The sequence below is a fragment of the Streptomyces sp. NPDC085932 genome (assembly GCF_044540525.1).
Classification (GTDB): domain Bacteria; phylum Actinomycetota; class Actinomycetes; order Streptomycetales; family Streptomycetaceae; genus Streptomyces; species Streptomyces levis.
The window spans coordinates 502,813-522,981 of the sequence record NZ_JBITSJ010000006.1 but is presented as its reverse complement, the minus strand read 5'-3'; the positions used below and the strand labels follow the sequence as shown (position 1 = coordinate 522,981).

17 protein-coding genes and 3 pseudogenes are annotated in these 20,169 nt (G+C 69.5%); 8 read left to right on the top strand and 12 right to left on the bottom strand.

Annotated features, from left to right (window positions below; all coding sequences use genetic code 11):
• Window positions 1-11 precede the first annotated feature (11 nt).
• Entirely contained in the window at window positions 12-1,157 is a 1,146-nt protein-coding gene (locus ACIGAQ_RS29435; RefSeq protein WP_399788070.1) for a hypothetical protein, read from the bottom strand.
• A 339-nt stretch (window positions 1,158-1,496) separates the two neighbouring features.
• A pseudogene (locus ACIGAQ_RS29430) lies at window positions 1,497-1,643 on the bottom strand (DUF6207 family protein); the annotation flags it as partial.
• A gap of 632 nt (window positions 1,644-2,275) precedes the next feature.
• Here ACIGAQ_RS29430 and ACIGAQ_RS29425 point away from each other — a divergent pair.
• The 3 genes from ACIGAQ_RS29425 to ACIGAQ_RS29415 all read left to right on the top strand — a co-directional run bounded on the left by ACIGAQ_RS29425 (window position 2,276) and on the right by ACIGAQ_RS29415 (window position 7,826).
• Window positions 2,276-5,077 carry a lectin gene (locus ACIGAQ_RS29425; protein WP_399788067.1) on the top strand — a complete coding sequence of 934 codons (2,802 nt, stop codon included), beginning with the start codon at window positions 2,276-2,278 and terminating at the stop codon, window positions 5,075-5,077.
• A gap of 17 nt (window positions 5,078-5,094) precedes the next feature.
• Entirely contained in the window at window positions 5,095-6,849 is a 1,755-nt protein-coding gene (locus ACIGAQ_RS29420; protein ID WP_399788064.1) for a lectin, read from the top strand.
• 590 nt (window positions 6,850-7,439) lie between these two features.
• Window positions 7,440-7,826 carry an alpha/beta fold hydrolase gene (locus tag ACIGAQ_RS29415; protein WP_399788062.1) on the top strand — a complete coding sequence of 129 codons (387 nt, stop codon included), beginning with the start codon at window positions 7,440-7,442 and terminating at the stop codon, window positions 7,824-7,826.
• A 33-nt stretch (window positions 7,827-7,859) separates the two neighbouring features.
• Here the strand turns inward: ACIGAQ_RS29415 and ACIGAQ_RS29410 are convergent, their stop codons facing one another.
• Window positions 7,860-8,174 carry a winged helix-turn-helix transcriptional regulator gene (locus tag ACIGAQ_RS29410; protein ID WP_399788059.1) on the bottom strand — a complete coding sequence of 105 codons (315 nt, stop codon included), beginning with the start codon at window positions 8,172-8,174 and terminating at the stop codon, window positions 7,860-7,862.
• A 181-nt stretch (window positions 8,175-8,355) separates the two neighbouring features.
• On the opposite strand from ACIGAQ_RS29410, the gene ACIGAQ_RS29405 reads away from it, so the two are divergent.
• A complete protein-coding gene (locus ACIGAQ_RS29405; protein WP_311678245.1) occupies window positions 8,356-9,387 on the top strand; it encodes a zinc-binding alcohol dehydrogenase family protein in 1,032 nt (343 codons plus the stop codon).
• Between the two features lie 174 nt (window positions 9,388-9,561).
• Entirely contained in the window at window positions 9,562-10,350 is a 789-nt protein-coding gene (locus ACIGAQ_RS29400; RefSeq protein ID WP_399788055.1) for an MBL fold metallo-hydrolase, read from the top strand.
• A gap of 184 nt (window positions 10,351-10,534) precedes the next feature.
• On the opposite strand, the gene ACIGAQ_RS29395 is transcribed toward ACIGAQ_RS29400, so the two are convergent.
• From ACIGAQ_RS29395 to ACIGAQ_RS29385, 3 genes and pseudogenes are all read right to left on the bottom strand, one after another.
• Window positions 10,535-10,657 (bottom strand): hypothetical protein, encoded by a 123-nt coding sequence (locus tag ACIGAQ_RS29395; protein ID WP_399788053.1) that lies wholly within the window; start codon window positions 10,655-10,657, stop codon window positions 10,535-10,537.
• Window positions 10,658-10,795: 138 nt separating this feature from the next.
• Window positions 10,796-11,095 carry a hypothetical protein gene (locus ACIGAQ_RS29390; RefSeq protein WP_399788050.1) on the bottom strand — a complete coding sequence of 100 codons (300 nt, stop codon included), beginning with the start codon at window positions 11,093-11,095 and terminating at the stop codon, window positions 10,796-10,798.
• Window positions 11,096-11,373: 278 nt separating this feature from the next.
• Window positions 11,374-11,657 (bottom strand): annotated as a pseudogene (locus tag ACIGAQ_RS29385) (transposase); the annotation flags it as partial.
• Between the two features lie 614 nt (window positions 11,658-12,271).
• Between ACIGAQ_RS29385 and ACIGAQ_RS29380 the strand changes: the two are divergent.
• Window positions 12,272-12,505 carry a hypothetical protein gene (locus tag ACIGAQ_RS29380; RefSeq protein WP_399788485.1) on the top strand — a complete coding sequence of 78 codons (234 nt, stop codon included), beginning with the start codon at window positions 12,272-12,274 and terminating at the stop codon, window positions 12,503-12,505.
• Window positions 12,506-12,584: 79 nt separating this feature from the next.
• Here the strand turns inward: ACIGAQ_RS29380 and ACIGAQ_RS29375 are convergent.
• From ACIGAQ_RS29375 to ACIGAQ_RS29365, 3 genes and pseudogenes are all read right to left on the bottom strand, one after another.
• A pseudogene (locus ACIGAQ_RS29375) lies at window positions 12,585-12,756 on the bottom strand (Ku protein); the annotation flags it as partial.
• Between the two features lie 125 nt (window positions 12,757-12,881).
• Window positions 12,882-13,388 carry a YkgB family protein gene (locus tag ACIGAQ_RS29370; RefSeq protein WP_399788048.1) on the bottom strand — a complete coding sequence of 169 codons (507 nt, stop codon included), beginning with the start codon at window positions 13,386-13,388 and terminating at the stop codon, window positions 12,882-12,884.
• 124 nt (window positions 13,389-13,512) lie between these two features.
• On the bottom strand, window positions 13,513-14,187 hold the full coding sequence (locus tag ACIGAQ_RS29365; RefSeq protein ID WP_399788046.1) for a haloacid dehalogenase type II: 675 nt from the start codon (window positions 14,185-14,187) through the stop codon (window positions 13,513-13,515).
• A gap of 445 nt (window positions 14,188-14,632) precedes the next feature.
• On the opposite strand from ACIGAQ_RS29365, the gene ACIGAQ_RS29360 reads away from it, so the two are divergent.
• A complete protein-coding gene (locus tag ACIGAQ_RS29360; RefSeq protein WP_399788043.1) occupies window positions 14,633-15,256 on the top strand; it encodes a TetR/AcrR family transcriptional regulator in 624 nt (207 codons plus the stop codon).
• 210 nt (window positions 15,257-15,466) lie between these two features.
• Here the strand turns inward: ACIGAQ_RS29360 and ACIGAQ_RS29355 are convergent, their stop codons facing one another.
• From ACIGAQ_RS29355 to ACIGAQ_RS29345, 3 genes are all read right to left on the bottom strand, one after another.
• A complete protein-coding gene (locus ACIGAQ_RS29355; RefSeq protein ID WP_399788040.1) occupies window positions 15,467-16,261 on the bottom strand; it encodes an SDR family NAD(P)-dependent oxidoreductase in 795 nt (264 codons plus the stop codon).
• 25 nt (window positions 16,262-16,286) lie between these two features.
• Window positions 16,287-16,949 carry a peroxiredoxin-like family protein gene (locus ACIGAQ_RS29350; protein WP_399788038.1) on the bottom strand — a complete coding sequence of 221 codons (663 nt, stop codon included), beginning with the start codon at window positions 16,947-16,949 and terminating at the stop codon, window positions 16,287-16,289.
• A gap of 745 nt (window positions 16,950-17,694) precedes the next feature.
• Window positions 17,695-18,777, bottom strand: a complete 1,083-nt coding sequence (locus ACIGAQ_RS29345) for a hypothetical protein (protein WP_399788035.1) — start codon at window positions 18,775-18,777, stop codon at window positions 17,695-17,697.
• Window positions 18,778-18,891: 114 nt separating this feature from the next.
• Here ACIGAQ_RS29345 and ACIGAQ_RS29340 point away from each other — a divergent pair, with 114 nt between their 5' ends.
• Entirely contained in the window at window positions 18,892-19,506 is a 615-nt protein-coding gene (locus ACIGAQ_RS29340) for a TetR/AcrR family transcriptional regulator (RefSeq protein WP_399788033.1), read from the top strand.
• Window positions 19,507-20,169 lie beyond the last annotated feature (663 nt).

Genomic DNA, 20,169 nt, shown 5'->3' with positions numbered 1-20,169 from the left:
TGGAGCACCGGTCAGGCGTCGGGTTCCGTGAGCTGGGGCAGCTCCTGATCGAACTGGGCCGCGAAGGCCAGCGAGGGCAGGACATGCCCCTGCTTCTGAGCGTCCTCGGCGACGCTGTAAGCCCACTCGACGGAGTGCAGGCGCTGGTTCGGTGTGCCGTGGTGGCTGGAGAGGGAGAAGGAGCAGTCGCCGAGCTGGAAGAAGACCTGGGAGAACTCGCGCACGCGCTTCCACTGCATGGACGCGCCCCGCGCGTGGGTCAGGTAGTAGGAACCGAAGGCGTCCGCCATCAGCTCGGTCCGCCTGCTGGCTTCCGCGCCGGTGAGGTCGCTCGTGAACAGGCCCTTCTGGTACTGGATCTGGTGGCCGTATTCGTGGGCCAGGATCGCCTGGGGAGCCACGTCGTCCAGACCGACCGCGCGGAAGCCCTCGAGGACTCCGTCGCCCATCACGATCTCGGGCGGGACCGTTCCGACGCCCGGCAGGTCGGAGCCGTCGACGGCGAACGCGTTGAAGGTGAACAGCGGATGCCGGCCGTGCTCGAACTTGTCCTGGTCGGCGAGGGTCGCCACCGCGTTCGCGAGCTGGGTCGAGACGGCCTCGTCGAACCCGAAGCCGATCTGAAAGACGCGTGCGACGCGCGTCCGGTCGAGCAGCACGTCGGAGTGCATGGGCACCACCCGTACGCGGTTGCCGTCGACGTCCCAGAAGGAACGCAGATCGCGCGTGGTGCGGGTGATGGGGGTGGTGAATTCACCCTGCTGCCCGAAGTCGTCACCCGCCTCGTCCGGGAACAGGACGGCGTTCAGCAGCACGACCTGCTGAAAGATGGTCGCGACACCGTGGTCGGAGGCGTCCCATCCTTCGGTGAGGGCGGCCAGCCAGTCACGGACGGGGGTGGTCGTCGTGCACTGGTAGTCGGCGGGGTCTATGACCTCGCCGGGCACGAGGTCGTCCACGCCCAGCTCCGCCTGGAGCCGTTCGGCCCGGGCCGCGCCGTCCGGCAGCAGTGATTCGAGGCGCTGCTCCAGGGCCTGCGCCTGAGCCGGGTTCAGGTCGCCGGAGGTGGCGCCGTGTGCCTGGGCCGGCAACGCGACCAAGCCCACCGCCAGGGTCACGACAGCGGCGGCGGTACGCCAGGTGGTGCGTCTGTTCATCGTTCTCCTCGAAGAACCGAGAAAGCGGGACGCGCCCACTCAACACAGGTGACGCCCGGGGAAGCGAGATACTCGGGCTGGCGGAAAGCGGCATGGCAGGAAGACGCCGCCGGCCCGGCCGTCCCCCAGACCTTCGTCGACCGCCTCACGCCGTGCAGGTCCACGCCGCCCACCGCCACGTGTACCTGCACCCCGAGAGCGGACTGGCGCCGTTCGTGGAACGCGCCGCACAGCGACGACCGGCCGGGCACCGCACCACGTGACAGGCGATCGTCGTCGCTGTACCTCTGCGAAGACCTGTGGCGGCACGTGGGCCGGCGCATCCGAGCCGACCGGCTGCCGCAAGTCCAGGTAGCAGCGCAGCCGTACGCCGGGCTCACCTGCGTCGCGGGTCGTCGGATGTGAGCACGGCGCTCGGCGGGATCTGTGGGATGCGCGGTGATCTCCGCCGTCCTCGCGCCTGGTCGTCGTCGATGTCGTGGCCACCGCCTGAGCGCACTGCGCTCCATCCTCGCTTCGACGGGAACGCTGGACAGCAGAAGCACGCGGGTCGAAGTCTTCCGTTGCGGATCATCGGCTCACCCTTTCCCCGGCACGGCAGTCACAGCGTGGCACCGGCGCCCGCGGCCGCCGGCCTCGGAGTGCGGTGGGCCCGCGCCGGCGCGGCTCGTAGGCCGCCGCTCTCGGGGAGCATCTGTGCGCGGTTCCCTGTGTCTGCAGGACCGTTCGCGGCTGTCCGGCTCGACGGAGCATGCCGCTCCTGTCGATCCGGTGCTTCTCGTTCCGAACAGGCCGACGCCCGGCGGCGGTCGAGCCGGTGCCGAGAGTGCCGCAGGACGAGATCCGAGAACCGGAGGCCTCGCCAGCCGACTCGATCTCCCACTTTGTCCTGATCATGGAAAAAGTATCGGGATCCGATGCGAAAGGGGTTACGCCCGCGAAACTGGGCCGCTAACTTCCTTGCATCGAACCGGTCATGCACATGCAACCGGCTCGACGGCGCGACGGCGCGCGCCTGAGCTCCCCCGGCGGACCCGACACCGGCCTGCCGTCCCCCACCCTCCCGGGAGACTTCTGTGCGCACAAAAGTGGTCAGACCCAGACTCGTTCGTACGCTTGTGACGGCGCTGGTGTGTGCCGTCGGCTGCCTGGTGCCCGGGACAGCCGCGGCCGCTCCGGCGGGCCCCGAGGCGGCACCCCGCGCTGCCGCCGCCGAGTTCCAGCAGGTCACGCTCGCCAAGGGGGTGGCCGAGATGGGCGAGCCGATGACGCTCGCCGTCCTGCCGGACCGTTCGGTGCTCCACACCTCCAGGGACGGCACCGTCCGGCTCACCGACGCGGCCGGCACCACCAAGGTGGCCGGCAGACTCGACGTGTACAGCCACGACGAGGAGGGCCTGCAGGGCGTCGCCGTGGACCCGGGCTTCTCGTCCAACCGGTTCGTCTACCTCTACTACGCCCCGAAACTGAGCACTCCGGGCGGTGACGCGCCCTCCGACGGGTCGGCGGCGGACTTCGCCCCCTTCGACGGCGTCAACCGGCTCTCCCGCTTCGTCCTCAGCAGCGCCGGGACCCTCGACCCGGCGAGCGAGAAGAAGATCCTCGACGTCCCCGCCTCACGGGGCATCTGCTGCCACGTCGGCGGCGACATCGACTTCGACGCGCAGGGCAACCTGTACCTGTCGACGGGCGACGACACCAACCCCTTCGCCTCCGACGGGTTCACCCCCATCGACGAGCGCGCCTCGCGCAACCCCGCCTACGACGCCCAGCGTTCGTCGGGCAACACCAACGACCTGCGGGGCAAGGTGCTGCGCATCAAGGTCAACGCCGACGGGTCGTACACCGTGCCGTCGGGCAACCTCTTCCCCCCGGGCACGGCCAGGACCCGGCCCGAGATCTACGCGATGGGTTTCCGCAACCCCTTCCGGATGAGCGTCGACAAGGCCACCGGAATCGTCCACCTCGGTGACTACGGCCCGGACTCCGGTACGGCCAGCGCCTCCCGCGGCCCGGCCGGCCAGGTCGAGTTCAACCGCATCACGAAGGCGGGCAACTACGGCTGGCCGTACTGCACCGGCAGGAACGACGCCTACGTCGACTACGACTTCGCCGGCGGCTCCTCGGGCGCCAGGTTCGACTGCTCCGCGCCGAAGAACACCTCGCCGCGCAACACCGGCCTCACCGACCTGCCGCCCGCGCAACCGGCCTGGATCCCGTACGACGGCGCCTCCGTACCCGAGTTCGGCAACGGCTCCGAGTCGCCCATGGGCGGACCCGTCTACCGCTACGACGCCGCCTCCTCCTCCCAGGTCAAGTTCCCCCAGGAGTACGACGGCGACTTCTTCGCCGGCGAGTTCGGCCGCCGCTGGATCAAGCGCATCGAAGCCTCCGGTGACGGGACCGTGCAGTCCATCAACGCCTTCCCCTGGAGCGGTACCCAGGTGATGGACATGGCCTTCGGCCCGGACGGCGCCCTGTACGTCCTCGACTACGGCACCGGTTACTTCAACGGTGACGCGAACTCCGCGCTGTACCGCATCGAACACGTCACGGACGGCCACGCCCCGGTGGCCCAGGCCAAGGCCGACGTGACCTCGGGGAAGGCTCCCCTGACGGTGTCCTTCTCCTCCGCCGGCAGCTCCGACGCCGACGGTGACGCCCTGAGCCACGCCTGGACCTTCGGCGACGGCGCCACCTCCACCGCTGCCAACCCCTCGCACACGTACACCGCCAACGGCCAGTACACGGCCACCCTGAAGGTGACGGACACGACCGGGAAGTCGGCCACGGCATCCGTCCAGATCACCGTGGGCAACACCGCTCCCACGGTGAGGCTCGACCTTCCCGCCGACGGAAGCATCTACGACTTCGGCGCCGCGATCCCGTTCAAGGTGACGGTCACCGATCCCGAGGACGGCACGATCGACTGCACCAAGGTCAAAGTCACGTTCATCGTCGGGCACGACAGCCACGGACATCCCCAGACGTCGGCCACCGGCTGCTCCGGCACCCTGCGGACGCTCGCGGACGGTGAACACGACCCCAACGCAAACATCTTCGGCGTCATCGACGCCGAGTACACCGACGAGGGCGCGAACGGCCAGCCGGCGCTGACCACGCACGACCAGCACGTCACCCAGCCCAGCCACCGGCAGGCCGAGCACTACGGCGACTCCTTCGGCGTCCAGGTGGTCAGCCACGCCCCGGCGCACGGCGGCAGGACGGTCGGCCATATCGAGAACGGGGACTGGATCTCCTTCAAGCCCTACGCCCTCGCCAACGCCACACGGTTCACCGCCCGGGTCTCCTCCGGCGGCACCGGCGGCACCATCGAGGTCCGCGCCGGGTCGCCCACCGGCACCCTGCTCGGCACCGCGACCGTGCCGGTGACCGGCGGCTGGGAGACCTTCCAGGACGTGACCACCGCCCTGAGCAACCAGCCTTCCGGCTCCACGACGCTGCACCTGGTCTTCAAGGGGGGCAGCGGTTCGCTGTTCGACGTGGACGAGTACTCCCTCACCACCTCCGGCTCCGACCGCTCGGGCGAGGTGAAGGGCGTCAACGGCAAGTGCCTGGACGTCGACAACGCCCAGACCGCCGACGGCACCAAGGTACAGATCTGGACCTGCAACGGCAGCGCCGCACAGAAGTGGACGCTGCCCGGCGACGGCACCCTGCGCGCCCTCGGCAAGTGCCTGGACATCTCCGGCGGCGCCACGGCCGACGGCACCAGGATCCAGCTGTGGACCTGCAACGGCACCGAAGCCCAGCGGTGGGCGGCCCAGTCCGGTGGTGACCTGCGCAACCCGCAGTCCGGCAAGTGCCTCGACGCCTCCGGCGGCACCTGGAACGACGGCACGGCCGTTCACCTGTGGACCTGCCACAGCGGCCCCAACCAGAAGTGGACCCTTCCGTAGAGAGGAGGCGACCCATCATGCGTAATCGATTCAAGGCGCTCCTCGGTCTGTTCGCCGGCGCCGCGCTGTGCCTGACGTCGCAGTCCGTCGCCCTTTCGGGTCCGGTGGACCAGCCCCAAGCCGTCACCCGGGCGAAGGCGGCAGCCGACCCGGCCTACAAGATCCTCGTGTTCTCCAAGACGGCGGGCTTCCGCCACTCCTCCATCGACGACGGCATCTCGGCGCTCCGTGACCTCGGCGCGGCGAACAACTTCACCGTCGACGCCACCGAGGATGCCGCGGCTTTCACCCCCGGCAACCTCGCCCAGTACAAGGCGGTCGCCTTCCTGTCGACCACGGGTGACGTGCTCAACGGCACCCAGCAGACCGCGTTCGAGCAGTACATCCAGGGCGGCGGGGGGTACGTCGGGATCCACGCAGCCGCCGACACGGAGTACGACTGGCCCTTCTACGAAGGTCTGGCGGGCGCGCTGTTCCACTCCCATCCGGCCACCCAGTCCGCCACCGTCGAGGTCGAGGACCGTGCGCACGACGCCACCGCGCACCTCGGCGGCACCTGGCAGCGCACCGACGAGTGGTACAACTACCGCACCAACCCGCGGACCACAGCCCATGTGCTGGCCGCGCTCGACGAGTCGAGTTACTCCGGCGGCACCATGTCGGGCGACCATCCGATCGCCTGGTGCAAGGACTACCAGGGCGGCCGGGCCTTCTACACCGGTGGCGGCCACACGGACGAGTCGTACAGTGAACCCGCCTTCCGTCGCCATCTGCTCGGCGGTGTCCGCTGGGCCGCCGGCATGACCGAGGCCGACTGCCGTCCCGAGACCGGCTACACGTCCCTGTTCGACGGCTCGGGCACGGCGGGCTGGAAGCAGGCGGGCCCCGGCGGGTTCACGCTCACCGACGGCACCCTCACCTCACACGGCGGGCTCGGCATGCTGTGGCACTCCGCGAAGGAGTTCACCGGCGACTACTCGCTGAAACTGGACTGGCGCGCTGACGGCGACGACAACTCCGGCGTCTTCATAGGCTTCCCCGCGTCGGACGACCCGTGGTCGGCGGTGGACAACGGCTACGAGATCCAGATCGACGCGACCGACGAGGCGGCACGTACCACCGGGGCGGTCTACGGCTTCAAGTCCGCGGACCTCCCCGCGCGCGACGCGGCACTGAACCCGCCGGGTGAGTGGAACACCTACGAACTGCGGGTCACCGGGGAGCGGTTGGAGATCTTCCTCAACGCCCGCAAGATCAACGACTTCACCAACACCGACCCGGTGCGCAGCCTCAGGCAGGGCCACGTCGGCCTGCAGAACCACGGTGACGGCGACTCGGTGTCGTTCCGGAACATCCGCATCAAGCAGGGCGGCGGCACTCAGCCCGACCCCCGCTCGGGCGAGGTGAAGGGCGTCAACGGCAAGTGCCTGGACGTCGACAACGCCCAGACCGCCGACGGCACCAAGGTACAGATCTGGACCTGCAACGGCAGCGCCGCCCAGAAGTGGACGCTGCCCGGCGACGGCACCCTGCGCGCCCTCGGCAAGTGCCTGGACATCTCCGGCGGCGCCACGGCCGACGGCACGAGGATCCAGCTGTGGACCTGCAACGGCACCGGCGCACAGAAGTGGACCCCGCAGGCCGACGGCACGATCCGCAACCCGCAGTCCGGCAAGTGCCTCGACGCCTCCGGCGGCACCTGGAACGACGGCACCGCCGTCCACCTGTGGACCTGCCACAGCGGCCCCAACCAGAAGTGGACCCTTCCCTGACGTCGTGAACCGCAGCCATCCCCCGACACACGGCATCTGACGGTGAGGGCCGGGAGGACACCCCCGGCCCTCACCCATGTCCGAAGCGCGACCCCGCGCGCCGGCCCCGCACCTCGGCCCGCGCGGTGCGCGCCGCCATGGCCACGTCCGCGTCCGTGGTCTCGGGACCGTCGAGAACCACGTCATCGAGGCCACCGACGCCCTGAACGCTCGGGTCGCCGCATGTCACACCGCCTCCGCCGGATTACGAGCGCTGTCCCACCGGCCGGGGAGCCTCCCGGGTGGCCGGAACGTGCCGGAGGTCATGGCCGACGCCGCCGCGTGGCAGCCCGTCGTGGACGTCCTGGAGCCGGCCGGACCGGTCTGCGGGCTGAACCGGGGTGGACGGCGGTCCAGCGGTGAGCTCGGCGCGGACTACTCGGCGCGCACCGAGATCGACGACCGGACCGCATGCTGGACGAGATCGTCGCCACTGAAAACGCGAAGCAGGGGTTGGACCCGTTCGGCTGGAGCTTCGGTGGGCTCATAGCGCTGGAGACGGCGGCACGGCGTCCCGCGGCCATGCACTCGCTCATCCTCCAGAACCCGTCGTGCGGCCCTTCGGCCACCATGGGCTCGGCGCTCTGCAGGAGGCCGACGAGGCCGGCGATCTGGACCGCGCCGGGCTGGCCTCCCTTCGGCGTCTCGACCGGCGGCTGGGGAAGTCCGTGGCCGTGGTGGGCCCCGAGGCGGTCCGCGGCCGGGTCGCGGACATCAGTGGCTTCGGGGGGTACTGGGACCGGCAGGCGGAACTCACGCTCCCCGTGCTGGCCGCCAACGGGGCCCGGGACGTGATGATCCACGCCTACGCCACATACGCGATGTCCCAGCGGTTGCCGGACGCCAAGGTGGTGCTCTACAGCGACGCCGGGCACGGTTTCCTGTTCCAACACGCGGAGGACTTCGCCCTCGAGGTCAACACGTTCCTGGACCGCTGACCGGAGCAGGGCACCCACGCCCGAGGACGCCCCTCAGGCGATCTCGTCCATGTGCTCCTCCACCCAGCCGCGCAGCTGGGCCAGGGGTTCGGCCACGCTGCGGCCGAGCGCGGTCAGCTCGTACTCGACGTGCAGCGGTACCGCCGGGTAGACGGTCCGTTCCACGAATCCCCGGTCCTGCAGCCGGCGCAGCGTGGCGGTGAGCACCTTGGGACTCACCCCTTCGAGGCGCCTCTGCAGGGCTCCGAAGCGCTGCGGGCCCTCCTCCATGGCCCCGATGGCCAGTGCCGACCACTTGTTCGCCAAGAGGTCGAGCACGTCACGGCACGGGCATTGGGCTGCGTACACGTCGTGATGATCGTGCCGCTGGGACTCGCACAGCCTCGCCATGGGTCTTCCTTTCCTGCCGGACCTCTCCCACCAGCATACTTCCCTTCGGGAAGTAGTAGACCTTGCAGGTTACTACCTCCCCTGGCCTACGTTACGGGCGCAGCGGAAGCACTCTGCGCCACACTTCTGGAGGACGATCATGAGCCAGATCCCGTCAACGATGCCCGCCGTCGCCTACCGCAAGAGCCTGCCGGTGGACCAGGCGGAGAGTCTCCTGGACACGACCCTGCCGGTACCCGAGCCAGGGCCGCGGGACCTGCTCGTGCGGGTCGAGGCCGTCGCGGTCAACCCGGTCGACTACAAGGTCCGGCAGAACAACGACCCCGGCGGCGAGCCCAAGGTCCTCGGCTGGGACGCGGCGGGCGTCGTGGTCGCCGTCGGCGACGCGGTCGAATCGTTCCGTGTGGGTGACGAGGTCTTCTACGCCGGGGCCCTCGATCGGCCGGGCGCCGACTCCCTGTTCCACGCGGTGGACGAGCGCATCGTCGGCCACAAGCCCGCTTCGCTCACCTTCGCCGAGGCGGCGGCGCTGCCGCTGACGTCGCTGACCGCGTGGGAGGGCCTGTTCGAGCACCTCGGTCTGCACACCGGGGCCCTCAGGCAGACAGGCACCCTGCTGGTCACCGCCGCCGCCGGCGGCGTGGGCGCCATGGTCTCCCAGCTGGCCCGGGCCCTGACCAGCCTGACGGTGATCGGAACCGCCTCCCGGCCCGAGACCGTCGAGTTCGCCCGGCGCATGGGCGCCGCCCACCTCGTCGACCACCGCCGGCCCCTCGTCCCGCAGGTGCGGGAGGTGGCCCCGGACGGGGTGGACTTCGTCTTCGGCACCACCGCGACCGACCGGAACCTGGCCGCCTACGCCGACCTCGTCAAGCCCTTCGGGCGCATCGTGGCCATCGACGACTTCGGCCCGGTCGAGATCGGTCTGCTCAAGTCCAAGAGCATCTCGTTCCACTGGGAGCTCATGTTCACCCGGTCGTTGCACCGGACCGCCGACCTGGCGGAGCAGGGCCGGATCCTCGACCAGGTCTCCCGGCTGGTCGACGCCGGCATCCTGACCACCACGGCCACCACCGACCTCGGCACGATCAACGCAGAGCACCTGCGCGAGGCCCACCGGATCCTGGAGTCCGGCAAGGCCATCGGCAAGATCACGCTGACCGGCTTCTGACCGGCCGTCGTCCCCGGCGGCGCGGGAGGTGCGAAGGACTCCACAGACCTTCCACTTCCCGCGCCGAGGATGGCGGTGCGGCGGCACGGGTCCGCTGCGGAACGGAGCGCATGCCATGCTGACGATCGACGTCTTCACCAGCGACTACAAGCCCATCGCCGCCACGGAGCCGGGTTGGGACACCGACGTGCCGGCGACCTGGCCGGCCAGTACGGCGACGCTCGTCCGCGGGCGGCGCGAGGCGGTGCGGGCCTCTTCGACGCCCTCATCACCGTCGAAGAGGCCCGGCGGCTGGCCGGTTTCCTCCGCGCCACGGGCAAGACCCTCACGACCGTCTACGTCACCCACGGGCACGCCGACCACTTCCTGGGACTGCCAGTCGTGCTGGAGGCGTTCCCCGAGGCCGAGGCGGTGGCGCTGCCCGAGGTCGTGCCGCACGCCGAGGGGCAGCTGACCGCGCCGGTCCTCGCGTACTGGGGGTCGCTGTTCCCCGGGGCGCTGCCGGTCGGCCCCGTAGCGCCGCGAGCCCTGACCGGGGAGGTCATCGACCTCGAGCTCAGGCCGGTGCGGGTCGGTCAGAGCGACACCGATCCGTCGAGCGTGCTGCACGTGCCCGACTTCGACGCGGTGGTAGGCGGCGACGTCGCCTACAACGGCATTCACATGTGGCTCGCGCAGACCGACAGCCGGGCACGCGAACGGTGGCTCGGCGCCCTGGACACGCTGGCAGCCCTGCGGCCCGCCCGGCTGGTCGTCGGCCACCAGCCGCCCGGTGCCGACGAGGGGGACGCCGCCGGGATCATCGATGCCTCCCGCTGGTACCTGACGGACTTCGAGGCGGCCGTGCGGGTCGGCGGCAGCGCCGGCGACGTGGTCCGTGCCATGAACGCGGCACACGGCGGCCGGGGCAACCCGTACACCTTGCACGTCTCCGCCGCCGCCCAGTTCGCGCCGACCGCCTGAGGTCCGCAGACCAGACCGCCTGAGGTCCGCGGACGCAGGCAGACAGACGCCCGCTCGATCCGATGCGCTGCTCCTCCCGCTCGGTGATGCATCGGCATGGGCCGGGCGCGCGCTCGCCCTGGACCAGCAGGGGCGGCGGGTGTCGTCACCGGAGAACGGCGGCAGGGGTTGGGGCTGGTCAGGCCTACGTGGTGGCCTGCTCGGTCCCGCCGGGAGCGGCGCGGATCCGTGCGGTCGCAGCGTGGATGGTGGGATCATCCGTGGCTGCGTCGATGGCGTCCAGGTCGGCGAGGACGGTGGCGAGCACCGGCACCGACTCCTACCGCCTCGCCAGCACACGAGCCCGAGCCGAGGAGTCGGCCAAAGCCAGCAGACCTGAGCTCGTCCGCTATCAGAGTCCGTCGCCCGGCGGCGGACTGACGACTCAGTGAACGAGGGATCTGAATCATTGTTCAGCATGGCCGCCGTTCTGCTCGACGGCATCCATGAACTGATCGTGCACTCGCAGCTCACGCCCCCTACCCGGACTCGTCAGGACGATCGTCTTCGCCTCGCCAAGGGCTTTGGGACCCGCCCCGAGCAACTCGCGCGTGATCACGACCGCATCGAGCACCTCGACTCGGCGCTCAGTCAGTAGCTGCTGCACAGCAGCCATCCCGCCGTCACCGGTCAGCAGCGGCCGGCACACGTTGACGAGCGCCTCAAGCCGAGCCGTCCTCTCCGGATGTAGCCCCCTGATCGCCATGTTGTCGCCCCTCCACCATGCTCAAACTCTTCCTGATCATCCCCGAAGCCAGCAACAACTTGCGATTGGAATGCCACTGAGTAGCAGACGCCGCGAAGGACGAGTGCCGTCGTTTCGCGGGTCTGTCACAGATCTTGGGGAGCGAACGCGGAGGGTGACCGGGGTGTTCGATTGCGAAAATTCGGGTTGAGGTGAGACGGCGTACGCCTCTCCATCTGACGGACGAACATGACGCTCCGTCGGATTTTCTTGGTTCTGGCTAGGTCGTGTCCGCAGTGTCAGGGCAGCCAGAGTTGTAGGCAGGCGATGGTGACCAAGGCCTGGTAGTGGCGGGCGAGTTTGTCGTGGCGGGTGGCCAGGGCCTTGTTGTGCTTGAGCTTGTTGAAGCAGCGCTCGACGTGGTTGCTTCGCCGGTATGCAGCCCAGTCGAGCCGGCAACGGCTCTCGCTTCTGCGGATGCGGTCGTTGATCCGGTCGATCCGTTCGGGGATGGCGGCCTTGATGCCTCGCCTGCGGAGTAGGAGCGGATCTTCGTGGACGAGTAGCCCGTGTCCGCGACGACCTGCTGTCCGGTGCCCCGGTGCCCCGGTGCCTCGCTGGCCGGGCAGGCTCGGGGGCATGACTGGCCCGATACGGGGGACCTGTAGGTGGCTTGAGGTGGCCGGTAGTCAGCTGAGGCGCCCCGTGCGACCGGCGGTACAGCCAGGTCCTCGTGCAGCATGGTCAGCCGAACTGGGGGACGGGCCTTGAGGGGAGTCACCATGATCACTCCGACCGAGCGAGAGGGTTGCTGGACACCGAGCGCCTTCAGGGCGTGAAGTACCTGGTCAGGGCGGTGGGGCCTGTCTCCCGACTCCACCGCCTTCGACGACCCTGACGCCTAACTGTTGTGTTTGATTCAACACCGCCGCCGCGTCGAGGGCTTGTCCCGGAAATGACCCTCTCTGCAGACTCGACGACCCAGCTGCCCGACGATGGCTGCTGCGCAGGGCCTGTGACGGCGACTTCCTCAACGGATACTTCGCGGGCAAGGTCGCCACAGTCGCCAGACTCCATGAGGCGCTTGCAGAGCTCGACACTGACAGCGAGATGGTTGACCACATCGGTCGGCTACTCCATCTCATGAGTGACTGCGGGGGGATGGGACTCACCCTCGCTCACTACCCCCATTCGAGCGTGGTGCTGGAAGCTCATGCTCGCCATGTCGGTTTGCTCAGCCCGACCATGGAGCGCTACTTCACGATCGCGATGCTCACTCAGCACCTGACTACGGAGCCTTCCGCGGCAGCGGGGTGCACCGGGGCGCAACAGGAGGCGCTCCGGGCGACCTACCTCGAGGTACTCGACCGCGACGAGTGGACCCAAGCCGCACGTGCCGGGATTGCCGCGGATGACAACCGGATGCGGTGACTCGCCGACCACAGGGCGCCACAGCTGAGGCTGCGTGCATTCCCCGATCGAGAGCCAGATGCCGAGGAATAGCGCACGTCAGGGATAAGTGCTCTCCGCCAGTACGCAGCAGCCCCAGGCGTTGCCGACCGCTCCAGGCGTACTTGGCGACGGCGACCTTGGCGGAGCTGTCCAGGGCCTGGGCAAGCAGCTTGTACGGCTTGGGAGACCTGCCCGGAGGGCTGAAGGCAGTAGCTCTCCCCTATCCGGATCACCACGTCGACCATGCCAGGGAGGGGCAGGCCATTGCGGGACAGCTCTCAGCCGAAGTTGGCCTGATACAGCCCTGCCATTGACCTGGCGATCGGACACCGGATGCCCCTCCTGACCTCGTCGCCTAGACGTATTCCTGTACGCGGCGACCCAGTTGCTGTCCATGACGGGACTGGGCCTTGAGGGATTCGGCGAGCGTTGCGAAGGACACGCCAAGAAGGACCAGGTCCTTGAGCAGAAACTGTCCGGGCTGCGCCGACAGCACGGGGACGCCGCTGGCGAACATGGCGACGACTCCTGGAGTGGTGAAGAGGAAGCTGATGGTTCCGAGGAAGAGCACGATCGCCAAGATGCTGCCCAGGGAGGCGAGGCGTGGCCAGAGTGGGTGCACGGCGAGGAGGACGGCCGCCACGATTTCCATGGTTCCCAGGGCGGCCGCGAGTGCATCGAAGCTGAGGAAGTTGTACATCCAGCTCATCAACGGGCTGTCCTGGATGAGCACGCGACTTTCCATCTTCACGAACTTGCCTATGCCGATCCAGGCAAGCACGACGACCAGACCATAGCGACTGACTGTTTTGCCCACGCGCGAGAGGGCATCGGCGCTGCGGTCAAGGTGCTCGTCGATCATGGAGATACCTGTCTGTGTGTGGGGGGCTGGCTGGCTATCTGCCGTGCCGTTCGGCCGTAGAGGGAAACGGTGCTGGCCAGTGCGGTAGTCGCCGCAAGTGGGGCAGGCCGGCCGGAGTTGCCGTTCAGCGGACGTCGCGTGCGATGACGAGGTCGGCTAGCTCTTCGAGGTTGCCGGCGACGATGTCGGGCCTGGGGCCGATGGGGCTGAGGACTGCGCCGGGTCGTTGCAGGAACGCCGCCTTGCAGCCGGCCTGCAGGGCTCCCGTCACGTCCCAGGAGTGGGCGGCGATCAAGCGTACGTCGCCGGGATGGACGTTGAATGCGGTGGCGACAGCGAGGTAGGGCTCGGGCGCGGGCTTGAGTCGGCGGAGGGCATCGGCCGACATCACACGGTGGAAGACGTGCCGGATTCCGGCGTTGCGTAGTTGCTCTTCCGCCACATCCTGGACGGAGTTCGTCAAGGCCACCATGTGCAGGGGGGTGGCTGCCAGCCGTGCAAGGGCTGCGGGCACCTCGGGGTGGGGCGGCAGTGAGTTCATGAGGGCCACGGTCGCGTCGACCTGCTCACGGTTCAGCGACGCTCCTTCACGTTGGGCGATCATGTGCAGAGCGGCGCGCTGGGCCGCAGTGAAGTCGACGTAGGAGCCGGTGATGCCTCCGATGAAGGACAGCTGCAGCATCTGGCTGAACCATTGCGCTCTCGATGCCGTGCTACCGAAAAGTTCCTCGAACGGCCGGTCCAGTGCCGTCAGATCCAGCAGCGTCTCGTTGACGTCGAACGCCAATACTCGGGTCACAGGAGGCAATCCGTTTCTCGACCGGCGCGTCGGTCGGTGCGTGGGGCCACATCGCAGCCGGGCACCACATAGCGCGGCAGAACACGATGACAGCGAGGCGGACCTGCGCACGTGTGCCGCAGGGTGGAGGGGGCGCCGTGGGCCTCACGCAATGAGGCGTCCAGGAGGGCAGCACCTGCGCAGCGACGCCAGCCGGCACTCCGGCGGCGTCCGGTGTCACCTGTTCGGCATGAAAGGCCTCCAGAGCATCGGTGGGCGCCTGTGTGTCCATGGCCCGTGTGAGGGCACTGACCTTCGGCTGTAGGGCTGGTCATGTCCGTCCTTGCGGCGAGGAAGAGGTGCGATGGCCTGGGACCAGTCTTTTAGATCGGCGACTCTAATCCTGCGGCGACAGCGATTAGAATGTCAACTCTAAAATGGAGCTCGGACCTGTTAACCTGGGCGGATGAGCAGCAGCACGAAGACGCGGCGATTGACGGCGAAGGGGCGTGCGACGCGCGACCGCATCGTGGCCGCAGCCGCAGCTGTCATGTACGAACGCGGTGTGGCAGGCACCAGCACGGAGGACATCCTCGCGGCCGCTCAGGTGACCAGCCCTTCACAGCTGTACCACTACTTCGCCGACAAGAAGTCCCTGGTCCAAGCCGTCATCGAGTACCAGACCGAGCACGTCCTCGGGTTCCAGCGCCCCTTGCTGCAGCGCTTGGACAGCTTCGAGGCGCTCGAGGCGTGGCGCGATGCCATCGTCCAGGCACAGCATGCACGCAGTTGCAAGGGCGGCTGCCCCATCGGATCCTTGGCCGCCGAACTGTCAGATGCGGATCCGCAGGCCCGTACGAGGCTCGCGGCCGGCTACGCCCAGTGGGAGGGCGCCATCCGCGACGGGCTGGTGTCCATGCAGGAGCGGGGCGAACTGGATGAGGAAGCCGATGCCGACGGCCTCTCCCTGGCCCTGCTCACCGCGCTGCAGGGCGGTCTTCTCATGACCCAGACGCGGCGCGACACCGTCGCCCTTGAAGCCGTCCTCAACGCGATGATCGACCGTATCCGCTGCCACGCCCCGACTTGATTCACCTCGAACAGCCAGTCGCGCTTAATCACCTGGTGGGGCAACTGCCTCACGTGGAGGCGGCCTTCGGCTGGAATTCGATCCGGCCAGGGGAGACACACGTTCAGCACGAAGGCCGGTGGGTGAGTCTGCTGCAGCACGCCGCCCGGGGACAGCCGTTGGCGCAACCCCCGCCGGAACTCCGCGGCGCCGCCGCCCTGTGGACGGGTCTCAGCCGGGGTCGGAGACGTCCCAGATCTCGCCGGAGGTGTCGCCGGCGAGGCGGGCGACCAGAGACCGCGCCGATTCCTCTGGGGTGATCAGCCGGCCCTGGCGGTGGTTGCGCACGAAGCGCTCATGGGTGTTCTCGTCGACCCGGCCCGCGCCGGTGTCGCGGATCAGGGCCTGCATGGCGGTGTCGACGACGCCGGGCCGGTAGACGTTGGCGGTGACTCCCGTACCGGAGATTTCCGCGGCGAGGTTGAGGGTGTGCGCTTCGAGGGCGGCCTTCGTGGCGACGTAGGCGTTGCCGCCGACCATCGAGGCGGGACGGGCGACGACGCCGCTCGAGACGTTCACCACGCGTCCCCATCCGGCCCGGGTCATCGCCGGCAGGAGCGCGAAGGCCAGGGCGGCGGGCGCGGTCACGTTGAGCCGGAATGACGCGGCCCAGGCGTCGGGATTGATGTCCGTGCCACGGCCGAGGGGTTCGACCGTGGCGGCGTTGTTGACAAGGACGTCCACGCGGCCGAACACGGCCGCCGTCCGCTCCGTCACGACGGCGACGGCCGCCGGGGCGGCCAGGTCGGCACGCACCGCGAGGGCCTTCGCGCCGCGTTCCTCCACCATGCGGACGGTCTCGGCGAGTTGCTCCTCACTGCGGGCCGTCAGGGCGAGGCTCGCTCCCTCGTCGGCCAAGGCCAGGGCCGCGGCCCGCCCGATTCCCCGGCCGGCGCCCGTCACCAGGGCCGTCTTGCCGTGCAGGGACACGATGTCGCTCCGATCGTTGGAGGGGTCGTAAGGCATGGAGTGGTGGGTGGGGGTGCGTGACTCAGACCAGGTGTTCCTTCACGGCGGCCAGGACCTGCGCGGGCTCGGTGCGCATGGTGTAGTTCGGGTGGACATCGATCCAGCGCAGCACGCCCGCCGGATCCACGAGGGCCACGGTCGGCATGACGATGTCGGCGGTGCTGTCGGCGTTCACCTCGGTGAGGTCCAGGCCGCCCGCCTGCTGCACGCGGCGGACCGCCTCCACGGGCCGGGTGACGATGCCGAGGGCGCGGCCGATCCGGTTGCCGGGGTCGGACAGAACGGCATAGGTCAGCTGGTTGGTCTCCGTCACGGTGAGCGACCCGTCCGGCTTCTGCGGGCTGACGGCGATCAGAGCGACGCCCCGCGCCTCCAGTTCGGCGGACAGCTCCCGCTGGTAGGTACGCAGGGCGACGTTGCAGTACGGGCACCACGCGCCCCGGTAGAACACGATGACCGCGGGCCGGCCGGCGAGGGTCCGCATGAGCGTCGTCGCGTCCCCGTGGGCGTCCAGCAGTTCCGCGTCGGGCAGGAGGGTGCCCGCTTCCGCGACACCGGACGGCACACCGGCGGCGTCCAGTCCTGCCTGCTCGGACCGGAACTCCTCCAGCACCTCTGCGGGCGCCTGCGCCGCCATGGACTCGTTGAGCTGGGCGACCTGGTCCGCGATGGGGGTGGTGGTCATGGAGTTCCTTCCGGAGGGAGGCACGCGGGTACAACGGCCCGCACACCTCATTAGAGCGATCCCTCTAATCCTGGACCGTGAAAATTAGAGTGTCAACTCTAGAAATGGCGCGCAGAGGCAGCCGGCGCCGCCAACGCCTCGCAGCTCTACCGTTACTTCGGCGACAGGAAGACGCTGGTCCGGGCGGTCGTCCGGCACCGGACTGAGCATGTACCGTCCTTCCAGCGGCCGTTGCCGAGCCAGGTGGACAGCTTCGAGGCACTGGAGGCATGACGGGACGCCGTCGTCCGCGCCCAGCACGCCCGCGACTGCGAGGGCGGATGCCCAGCGGGGGGCTCACTGGCGTCGGAACTGGCCGATCTGGACCCCGGGCGCGCACTCGGTTCGAACTCGTGGAGGGCTACGGGCAACGGCAGGACGCGATCCGCGACGGCCACGCCGCGATGCGAGAGCGGGGCGAACTGCGGGCCGGACACCGACCCTGAACACCTGGCACTCGCCCCGCTCCCCGCGCTCCAGGGCTGCCTGGTGATGACCCAGACCGGGCGCGACACGCTGGCGCTGGAGACTGAGTGGGGACGCGGTGATCAACCGCAACCCGCTGCTGCGCAGCCCCTGACCCGCGGGTTCGTGCCCACCCACGCCGTGCCCGGGTCAGGTGCCGCCACTCGCGAGGCGGTGCGTCGGGACCGGCCCGGAAGCCGGCCCCCATGCCCCTCACCCCGCCGGCCGGGCCGAGATCGCCTCACCCCTCGGTTCGCCCCTGCACCAGGCGGGTCAGGCGGTGGTTCGTCTCCGTGACCGCGTCGGTCAGGTCGCGGTAGGGCTCGTCCCACGGGTCCTTCAGGCCGAAGCCCCGATGCGGGTTCTCCAGCCAGCTGCACCAATGCCAGCCCAGGCACCAGGGCCGCTCCGTGAACGCCTCGGCCGAAGCCACGTATCCCGCCGCTCGCTCACGCTGGTCACGGGCGGAACCGGTGCGCCACGGATTCATCACTGTTGGGCACCAGTTGCCCGTGTCGGCGATCAACACCGGCCGCGAGGTCCGCTCGTGCCACCGGCCGATCAGCGCGAGAGACTCCTCCAGGGCGCGCGGTTCCGGGCCGGGAAACGTCTGCACGGACAGGACGTCGACGTACTGGGCCATCGCGTCGAGCACGGCGTCGGGCACTCCCGTGCGCGTACCGTACCGGTCGCCCAGGATCAGGTGGTGCGGGTCGTGGCGTCGGATGGCCTCGGTGGCGACTCGGTAATAGGCCTCGGCGATCCGCGGCAGGTCGGATTCCGGGTAGCCGGCGCCTGTCGGGTGGCGGTACCAGGAGGGGACGTCGACGAGGAAGTACCCGAGCAGCAGCGGGTCGTCCGGCCGGCACAGGGTGCGCGCCAGGTGGTCACACCACTGCGCGAAGGCGGGGGCGCGCGGGTCCCGGCAGGCGGGGGTTCCGTTCCAGTGCTCGATCTCCGCAACGCGCAGCGACAGCGTGTACGGGACGCCGGCGGCGGCCAGGTCGTCGGGCGGGAGTCCGTCGGAGTGGCCCAGGTCGACGACGCCGCCATCGAGGGCCAGGCCGGTGCCGCTGACGTACTCGGAGGTCCAGCCGAGCGTGTTGAACCCCCAGGACGTCATGTCGTGGACGAGTCCCTCTCGCAGCCAGCGGCGGCGGGAGCCTCCGTAGCGGGAGCGGAAGAGGTCGATGTTGTGCGGGTAGCGCAAGTTGGTGTCGTCGGCGTGCACCACGCCCACGGAGAGGAAGGGTGTGCCGTCGGGCGTGCGCAGCCGCCAGCGGCCGTCGTTGCTCACGGCGAAGGCGGGGCGGGGGCCTGTCATCGGAGAAGCTCCTTTCAACGAGACGAGATAGCTCGTCTCGCCATCGAGCATCACACCGCCTTGCCCCGGAAGCAAGACGAGATATCTCGTCTCGCGTCGAAGTAGAGTGTCGCCATGCCCGCCGCAGACCCCGCCCGCCGCAACCCCGACTCCTGGCGCGCCATCCTCGACGCCACCTACGCCATCCTGGAGGAGGACGGCTACCAGGCCGTCACCATGAGCGCCGTCGTCGCCCGTGCCGGCGTGGGGCGGCAGACGCTCTACCGGTGGTGGACCTCGAAGGCGGCGCTGGTCTTCGAGGCGTTCCTGTACAAGGTGAACACCGGCCCGCCGCCGGTGTCCGACGGAACCTTCCCGGACCGTCTGCGCACCTATGCGCACGGGTTCCTCGCGCTGTACGTCGAGGGCACCGCGGGACGCCGGCTGCGCGAGCTGATCGGGGCGGCGCAGAGCGACCCCGACCTGGCCCGCGCCCTGGAGGAGAAGTGGTTCGAACCCCGCCGGGCCCCCGTGCGCGAGACCCTGCGGGAGGCACAGGCGGCCGGCGAGATCCGCACGGACGTCGACCCGGACACCGCCCTCGACCTGGTCTTCGCCCCATTGCACTACCGACTGCTGGTGTCGGGCGGGCCGGTGGACGGCGCCTACGTCGACTCGGTTGTCGACCTCGCCCTGACCGCGCTGGATCCCCGGGCCCACCCCACGACGGGGCGGCCCGGGACGGGGTGACACGGGACGTCCGCGGCCTCCGTCATGGACCCGAAAGGAAACGTTTCCGCATTGTGTCACTTCGACAGCCACGTCAACACCATCAGCGTTCTTGAGCGCACATGTCCCGTACGGAAGTCGTCGTTTCGCCCTTCCGGGGAGCCGAGGGAAGTAATCGGACCGTGTGGCCGCCCGCACGGCCCGGATAGCCTTCGCGGAGGAGGCGGTTTCAGCGAGGGGCCGGCGCGGTCGTCGGCTCAGCGGTGGGCGACGCTCCGGGCTCCCCCTTCGAGTTCGCCCCCAGGGAGCGTTCTGTGCGCGGTTTCCCGCGCGTGCCTGCGGGGCCTGTTCGGCCTCGACGAAGAACGTCTGGTGGTCGGCCGGGAAACGGGCGGCCGCCCCCACCGCTCGGGCACGCAGCCCGCTGGCGTCATCCTGCACCAGCCGCGCGAGGTAGTCCCCGATGCTCAGCCCCAGGTCGGCGGCGCGCTTCTTTGCGAGTTCCGCGACGTCTTCGTCCACGCGGGCACCCAGCTGTGTCTTCGCCACCCCAGGATGGTTACAGCTGTGCCCCGCGCTCGCCGATGTGCGCGCGGATGCCAGATGGCACCGGCCGTCCCAGCCGGTGCCGCACGCCGGGTAACCGGCCGAACGACACCGGACCGCCGCCCGCTCCCGCCGTCT

What these genes read in the sequence shown, in the direction of transcription:
- ACIGAQ_RS29340 (WP_399788033.1), top strand. Translation starts at nt 18,892, where the DNA reads ATGCCCGCCGCAGACCCCGCCCGCCGCAACCCCGACTCCTGGCGCGCC.
- ACIGAQ_RS29435 (WP_399788070.1), bottom strand. Translation starts at nt 1,157, where the DNA reads ATGAACAGACGCACCACCTGGCGTACCGCCGCCGCTGTCGTGACCCTG.
- ACIGAQ_RS29360 (WP_399788043.1), top strand. Translation starts at nt 14,633, where the DNA reads ATGAGCAGCAGCACGAAGACGCGGCGATTGACGGCGAAGGGGCGTGCG.
- ACIGAQ_RS29355 (WP_399788040.1), bottom strand. Translation starts at nt 16,261, where the DNA reads ATGCCTTACGACCCCTCCAACGATCGGAGCGACATCGTGTCCCTGCAC.
- ACIGAQ_RS29405 (WP_311678245.1), top strand. Translation starts at nt 8,356, where the DNA reads ATGAGCCAGATCCCGTCAACGATGCCCGCCGTCGCCTACCGCAAGAGC.
- ACIGAQ_RS29390 (WP_399788050.1), bottom strand. Translation starts at nt 11,095, where the DNA reads ATGGCGATCAGGGGGCTACATCCGGAGAGGACGGCTCGGCTTGAGGCG.
- ACIGAQ_RS29350 (WP_399788038.1), bottom strand. Translation starts at nt 16,949, where the DNA reads ATGACCACCACCCCCATCGCGGACCAGGTCGCCCAGCTCAACGAGTCC.
- ACIGAQ_RS29420 (WP_399788064.1), top strand. Translation starts at nt 5,095, where the DNA reads ATGCGTAATCGATTCAAGGCGCTCCTCGGTCTGTTCGCCGGCGCCGCG.
- ACIGAQ_RS29370 (WP_399788048.1), bottom strand. Translation starts at nt 13,388, where the DNA reads ATGATCGACGAGCACCTTGACCGCAGCGCCGATGCCCTCTCGCGCGTG.
- ACIGAQ_RS29345 (WP_399788035.1), bottom strand. Translation starts at nt 18,777, where the DNA reads ATGACAGGCCCCCGCCCCGCCTTCGCCGTGAGCAACGACGGCCGCTGG.